The sequence below is a fragment of the Nostoc sp. LEGE 12447 genome, from assembly GCF_015206985.1.
Lineage (GTDB): Bacteria > Cyanobacteriota > Cyanobacteriia > Cyanobacteriales > Nostocaceae > Nostoc.
The window spans coordinates 1-7,048 of record NZ_JADEXT010000103.1; the positions used below are offsets into that span (position 1 = coordinate 1).

6 protein-coding genes and 1 pseudogene are annotated in these 7,048 nt (G+C 40.6%); 2 read left to right on the top strand and 5 right to left on the bottom strand.

All coding sequences use genetic code 11. The features are described from left to right. Window positions 1-123: 123 nt before the first annotated feature. Window positions 124-3,384 (bottom strand): hypothetical protein, encoded by a 3,261-nt coding sequence (locus IQ274_RS35975; protein WP_228058636.1) that lies wholly within the window; start codon window positions 3,382-3,384, stop codon window positions 124-126. A 47-nt stretch (window positions 3,385-3,431) separates the two neighbouring features. Between IQ274_RS35975 and IQ274_RS35980 the strand changes: the two genes are divergently transcribed. After that, window positions 3,432-3,962, top strand: a complete 531-nt coding sequence (locus IQ274_RS35980; protein ID WP_194145208.1) for a hypothetical protein — start codon at window positions 3,432-3,434, stop codon at window positions 3,960-3,962. 393 nt (window positions 3,963-4,355) lie between these two features. Here IQ274_RS35980 and IQ274_RS35985 read toward each other — a convergent pair whose 3' ends face one another. Further along, complete coding sequence (locus tag IQ274_RS35985; RefSeq protein WP_194145209.1) at window positions 4,356-4,757, bottom strand: hypothetical protein; 402 nt, start codon at window positions 4,755-4,757, stop codon at window positions 4,356-4,358. Between the two features lie 209 nt (window positions 4,758-4,966). On the opposite strand from IQ274_RS35985, the gene IQ274_RS37660 reads away from it, so the two are divergent. Continuing rightward, window positions 4,967-5,089, top strand: coding sequence for a hypothetical protein (locus tag IQ274_RS37660; RefSeq protein ID WP_265578608.1), 123 nt, complete (start codon window positions 4,967-4,969; stop codon window positions 5,087-5,089). 175 nt (window positions 5,090-5,264) lie between these two features. Here the strand turns inward: IQ274_RS37660 and IQ274_RS35990 are convergent, their stop codons facing one another. The 3 genes and pseudogenes from IQ274_RS35990 to IQ274_RS36000 form a co-directional block, all read right to left on the bottom strand. Then, window positions 5,265-6,071: a hypothetical protein gene (locus IQ274_RS35990; protein WP_194145210.1), complete on the bottom strand. Its 807-nt coding sequence runs from the start codon at window positions 6,069-6,071 to the stop codon at window positions 5,265-5,267. 12 nt (window positions 6,072-6,083) lie between these two features. After that, window positions 6,084-6,527 (bottom strand): hypothetical protein, encoded by a 444-nt coding sequence (locus IQ274_RS35995; protein WP_194145211.1) that lies wholly within the window; start codon window positions 6,525-6,527, stop codon window positions 6,084-6,086. Window positions 6,528-6,557: 30 nt separating this feature from the next. Further along, a pseudogene (locus IQ274_RS36000) lies at window positions 6,558-7,048 on the bottom strand (hypothetical protein); the annotation flags it as partial.

Here is a 7,048-nt window from a genome sequence, read left to right on the forward strand (position 1 = left end):
ACAAGCGTCATTATTTAAATTACTACAAAAGGGGAATGAAGGGGCTGCCGACGGCAGCCCCTTCATTCCCCTCTAAAATGATTATCATTATTGGTGATGGAATAGTTTATTTTCTGGAAGTCCCTAAGAGAAGTTCTTGAGTTCACGGATAGTAATTTCAACCGGTTCGTTTCCTGGTAGCCCAATAGTTGCTTTGGCGGTAGCAGGTTCTACCCCAATGAAATTAGCTTGCGCCTTTGTGCCAATTGGTAACATTCCAGCCCTGGTTTCGAGCATGGCGAATTCCTTATATTCGCCGTCAGCATCCTGTACGAATAACAATCTGGAAACGTAGCGTTCATGTCCCGGTGGGTGGTGGCTAGCTCTGATTTCTATGGGGTGTTTTTCGTCTGGGTTCCACTTTCTGCCCAAAAATTGATTTGCTTCATTCAAAAGTGTGACTAACTTCGGTTCGCTAAATTGCAGTTTCTCCAAGCGGGAGATAATCTCATTGGGGAAAGCAGCGAAGGCAAAATTAGAGACTTTTTTAGCGATCGCTTGGGGGTTTGCGTTTTCTTTTCTTGCAACTTCGAGTTCATCCTGGCGGGATGCACAGATGTTCCAAGCGGCGGCGGCGGATGCAAGTTTTTCTAACTCTGGGATTTTCGCATAAAATGCTTCTGCCGCTTCATAAGCCTTGGCAAAGAGTAGTTTAGTTTGGCTTCTGGTAAGTTCTGGTTTTAGTTCTAAGAGTTTAGCTCCTTGTGTGGTTATCCCCGCCTTGAGGTTGTGGTCAGTCACAGATTGTTGGCTAACTGTCCCCAGGTTGCGGTAAGCGGGTTTTCCATCTGACCCAACCTCGTCATCTATCTGTGCAACTGCTAATAATTTATGGGGGCGTTCACTGTTTCTGAATTTAATCTCATCTAAGCGAATATTAAGTGTCTGGGCTTTCCAGATTAGGGGATGCCCGTAGCGGGTGAGGTTGGTAATTTCGAGTTGCGTTCCTGAATTCGTTTGAATAATTGCGCTAGGGCCAGACTCTGTTTCTCGTCGCCTTGAGACACGAACCGCAACGTTGAATTTCAGATCGAACTCGTACTTTGCGGCGATCGCTGCAAATTTCTGCTGTGGTGTAAATTCTACTCCTTTGAATAAGTCTTTAAACTGGACTATGGGACGCGATTCTAACTGTGATTCTTGGAAATATTTATTAGTTTGGCTAATCAATAATTCTACTGGTGAGTAGCCCTTTGGTGTTATCCCCGTGTTTAAATAAACTGAACGCGACTTTTTATCTTTAATATAATTAACATCACGATACAAGTAGCGGCTGTTTTCCCGGATTTTATCCATCTCCGGTTTTTTAGCACTTTTGAATAAATCAACCGCTATTTGGTTTTGATAACATCCCTCACCAATCATTTCCCGGTACATCAGGCGGTTAACATCCATTGCCTGCTGAATAATCTCTGGAGTTCTGTTAGGATTCTCTGCTAAAGCTACAACAGATTGCATGAAGGGTTTGTACTCTGCTCTAATTGGTTTGGGCTTCTCGCCATATTCCTGTTCAAATAAACTTTGATAATGGCTAGAAACTTGGTCTAAATAAGTTGATTCTTGTTCGATAGTTCCGTAAGTTTTAAGTACCTCAATTTCCGATTCTAATGCCTCTAGTGCTGTCACTTGATTGTTGATTATGCCCACGCTGATGCTATCGCTCATGTGGATAGCTATTTCTTCAAATGGAGGCTGGCTTCCATTTGAAGAATAAAATGATTGTTTCTTTTCTTTAACAGTAGGACGATAAGCATTTTCAGGCTGGTTTCTGTACTCGGCTTCGGCTGTGAAGTTTGGATATTGAAGTGCAAGTGCTACGCCAATACAGTCACCGTCGAAATCACGCGCTTGCCGTTCTGATTCGGTTTCGGCTGGGTCGATAAAATCAACATCAATCCCTTGCACTTCTAGCTGTGCAATTCTTTGCTGTATGCGCTTGTGGTCTTCGTCATTAACTACAATTACACCTTTGATGTCTTTACCGTCTGGCCCCAGTCGATCCTCAACATATTTGTTATTAGAAACACATAACCCATTGGAATTAAGGAAAGGAGAACGATAATTAAGAATTTTTTCTTGCTCGTCAAACCAGGGAACGCAGATTTCACCGTTTTTTAAGTCTTTGGATGGAATAATCATCCCCCGATCAAAAGTCAAAGTTTTCCCAATGGCAATATCTCGCCACTCACTTTGAACAAAACGGCTCAACTCCTGCTTTACTTTCTCTGTTTCTAAAAGCTGTTGATGCCCAAGCAAATCGGCTTTAATGAGTTTGTACATGAACAAGTCATCTTTAGTAGTCTCGTCATCCAATTCATCATCTGTATCTAAATCATCATTTGTCCCTAAGTTTTTGACATCTGTTTCTTGATTAATAGTTTTTGATGCTTTTAATTTATTTTGGCTTAATGATTCTTTACGTTTTTCGTATCTTTCACAATAGTAAGCAGCAACAATTCTCGGATCATCTTGGATAGAAGTTAGTCTTTGAGCTTGTACCTCTAGTGACTCGGCAAAATCTTTAATTCCTTGGGGGAAAGATGCCAGCAGTTGGGAGATAGACATCTGACCTTGTTGAGATTGCCCTTTTTCAGCTAACCAAATATTTTGCTGATATAATCCTGGCTTAATCTGCGGTTTAGTAGGCCCTTCGGGTCTATCCTTGTCTGTTCCTTTAAAACTGCTTACGGGGAGAATTATGTCTATTTTTGGTTTGCTCTTGGGATCTGCATATTCTATTTCATCTAAGTTGTATGGTCGGAGTGTTCCTTTGCCAAAACGATATTTAGTAGTATCGTCTCCAACTCCATCCACCCAACCAAATCGATGCTGAATTACACGATAGCTTTTATCTGCTTGGGATTCTCTTAAGGTTACTTTGTCATAGAGTTGTGTTGAAATCTGCCCATAACAGTCACCGACTAGTTTATATGCCAAATCATTTGATAATATCCCTCCATTTTCACCAGCCTTTTCAGTAGAATCATCTACTACCAGAATGTTTAGCTTTTCGTAAATCGCATTTTTACAAGCACCAAGGAAGATGGAACCATAAGCACCTCGGTCTTTACTATCTGGACAAATTTTTTGAATCGTTTCTAAGCATTCTTTTCCTCCATAAAGTAAGCGAGTTTTTGAAGATAATAGTAAAATGTGTCCATCTGGATGATTTTTTAACTCTTTGTCTGTACTGTATTCATCTGAATGTCCAAAGGAGAATTTTTTATCAGGAAAGTAAAATTCCAGTAAAGTATTACTGAGATTTTCAGTTAAAATAGTTTGGCGCTCATCTGTATAAATCCATTGATTGAGCCTGGGATCAAAATGTTTAATTTCCAGAGTCATGGTTTTCAGAAGTTAATAAAAATTAGTTAATATTTTGAGAGGTTTGTATGTCGAGAATTAAGCGTTGGATAAATATGCATAAGAAAGAATTCAATGCAGATGGAACTTTAAAAGGTGAAGTAAGACAACAAAAATTATCTCTTGGCGCACATCCAGAAGCAGTCGATGACTACGCTCGTAGAGTAAAAGCGAGATACGACGAGTGGAAACACTTGGATGAGACTGATCCAGAACCGTGGCCAATCTACACAGCCTACGATTTCTTCAGTGAACAAGAAAAAAGGGAGTTTAACCCTGACGGTTCGCTTAGACCTGAATATGTAGAATACGCTCGTAAAATTGGCATCAGTGAAAGTGCGCTAGAACAGCTTGAGTGGCGCAAGAAAATAGAAGTTGATAATTACAACAAAGTGTCTGCTAAACATGCAGAACAGGGTATTAACTTTGGTGAAGAACGGATGAAAGAAAGGATTGAAGACAGCAGAACCTACGCTCAACGCCGCCGCCAAATGGAACAGGACTTGCGGAACTTTGAGCCGGAAGAGAGCTTGCCTTTTGATAAAAACACCTCTTATTAAAGTAGGTGAGTTACGCTGTCAAGAAAGTTTTTATCCATCAAATGCAGTGATTTGACCTGAATATGTGAAAGAAAGCGATCGCCTCACCTTGGCATGAAAGTAAATATTTATTGAAACAGAATACATGCGTCAGTCGCCAGAATTCAGTTGGGTATTCTGTGCGACTGGTGGATAGCGCCGGCGGCAAGCGAGTCAGACGCTCCTGCGTCGCTAACGCTGCGCTATCGAGCGTCACGAGCGTTTTGATTCTGACTCCTGAATTCTGACTTCTGAATTCTTCTTCAAAAACTGCCTTTTTACTTCGTTGACTTGAAAGATTTTAGAGATTGCTGATGGAGTATCATAGCCAGTAATCGCAGTGCAGTAAATAAATATACCGCACTGTCACTGTGTTTATCTATGATGTTTTTTACTGTGTGGTAGGGTGTTTTTTAATAATTGTTTGCTAAGAGATAATTCCGACGAAGAATTATTAGATATTGATGAAGTAGCTATTTTATACGTCGCAAAACAGAAAGGAATAGCGACTAAAAAGATTAAGGTAGCCTGACCAATTATTTGCCACAAGTTGAAAGTCATTTTAGACTGAACTTGCTTAAAGAAAACAGACTCTAACTTTTGCTGAGTTGTGCGATTTTTCAAATACTCTAAAACTTGCAGACATTCAGATATGTCCTCGCCTTTGTGTACTTTTTGGCACAGCAGAATTTCTAAGCGCTCAATGCGACGTTCTGGAGTTGATAAATTGATATCATCCCAATCGTCCCAAAGTTTAATTTCTTTTAGGTCGTTCATAACTTCATCCCTATATCAAACTATTGATGCTGTTCCAAAGATAGGGAAAACCAAAACAGACAGTTTCTCTTTCCCAAAAACTTAATTACTTGCGTCGTTTAGATTTGGTCTTATTACGTTCATACTCAGCAACAATATCCTTTGCTTGTCCCGGAAGAATTACACTTTTGTTGTTGAATCGCATTTGGTATACCAGATAACAGGGACTTTTGCGATCAGGACAAGACAAGAAAGTTGGTAGATTAATGATTGCCACAGCTGTAGCAGTTGTAGAAATCAAAACGCCACAGATGAAAAAGAAAATCCCAGAGCGACCCGAACCAATCCACTGACCAAACCAAAATAGGTTAGATTTGCATTGTTCAGAGCGTTGTTTGCGGAGTTTTTTTCGTGACTCCTGGGCTTCAATCCAAGCTTGCAGGTTTTCGAGTTTGTGGGCAGCTAATCGGGTAGCTTTGGCATCAGAGGCTTTTAGTGCCTGAATCTCAATAGTTTGTCGTTCCTGTTCTAGTCGGAAGTCGAACCATTCTCTGAGTTCGGCGGCAAACTGTTCAAGGGCTGCTGTAGCTGTAGGGTTTGCACCTTCAAAGTAAATTGGGGTTGAGGCTTTCCCACCGCACGAGCTTTAATCATTTCAAGTAAGGAACGCCAATTCTGTTGAGAAGTTTCTGAAGCTAGTTCTTGTGCTAAATATTTCAAGTACAAACCTGGAGCAATGGCAGCGTGTTGTCCAGCTTTCTCTCGCAGCATTTCCCCAAAAAGTAAATCGCCAGAATCTTGTATGAGTCGTTCAGTTTCTTCAAGGCTTAGTTCGATATCTGCTGCATCCAAAACACCTGCTCCAAAGTTTGCTGGAATCTCAATTTCTGTTTTTCCCTGATGTCGCAAGTTACAGGCAGTGAGAAAACGCTCGGATTCCTCTGAAGTATATTCATCTTGTTCTTTTAGTCCGCAATCAGCGAAAATGTTTAAAGCTTTAGTCAGGGTAAGTTTAAAACCTTGTTCACGAGCAAGACTTAGCAATTCAGTTATGTCTAATGGTTTAGTCCCTTTTTTACCGGACTTTTTCCGCCCATTCTTGATTTCAGCTAAAGAATTATCCGGAGTTTCTGACAGCACAACGTCAACGACTGGTGATAATAGGGCCATCACGTCCTCGTCAGTTCCACCCTGCTCAATTAAAGTGCGACATTCACGAAACCTGTCTGCATCATTCTCGGTATATGACTCTTTTTCAGGTATCCCACTCAAGCGTAAAGTCCGGCTAATTTCGGATGGTGAGAGGTTGTTAAAAAGTTCTTGTGGTTGATACATAATTATGAATTCCTATTTAGATAAAGTTGAAAAAGGATTTAACCAGTCAACTTTTAACTGTCTTTCTTCTGTTGGGGGAATCTTAGATAGTTCTGTTGGGGGAATCTTAGATGGTTCTGTTGGGGGAATATTGGATGGAAGGGAAAGTGATGAAAGTGAATTTCTGTCTACTGCAATCATCGTGGCTGCCTGAGACGGGATTTCTCCCAGCAGTCCCATCAGATATGAAGAGTGAAGTTGAAGGCGGTAAAGACAAGCACGAATGTGTGGTTCTAAATCTACGGGTTGCTCTTGGGCTTGATAGGCTAAAGGAAGCCAATAGCTGCTAATAGCAATTATCACCATATCCTTCGCAGGATAAAGAGTATTTCTGGAGTTTAAATACTTAAACAGCATTGCTTCTGGGCTATCAGTCTTAACTCTACTTCGTAAGCGAAACTCAACATCTGAAAACATTGCTAATATTCCTTTAAAATGAGCAAATTGCTAGGACACACGATGGTTTGAAATAGCTGATGTAGCGTTTTGATAACGGAATAATCCGTATACATCCGTGAAACGTAAGCACAACGCATCTTTTTTTATTGGCAGGTTAAAAGCCAAACGCACATCCTCTTCTAATTCTGCCGCCCATGAAATCTCGGTATAAGTAAATAAGTTTTTCAACTCAGCAACTAAATATTCCGATGTTCCCCCACCAATGATTACTTGCTGAATATCAACAGGAATATTCATACTCAGCCAAATAGATACTTTATTCCAATATTCTTTCCGAGATAACTCCGCTACTTCAACAATTTGTGCCACTTCCTCAGCTTTAAACTCAGCATTCTTACTCCGAGCCAAGGTGTTAAAGTATCTCGGTTTTAACGCTGAACCTGATAGATGAACAGCCTTTAACAAATCATGTAAGTTCTGTCCTGATGTTCGGCTTTTGATTCTCTCCAGCATCCAGGCTAAACCCAAACCTTCTGTTT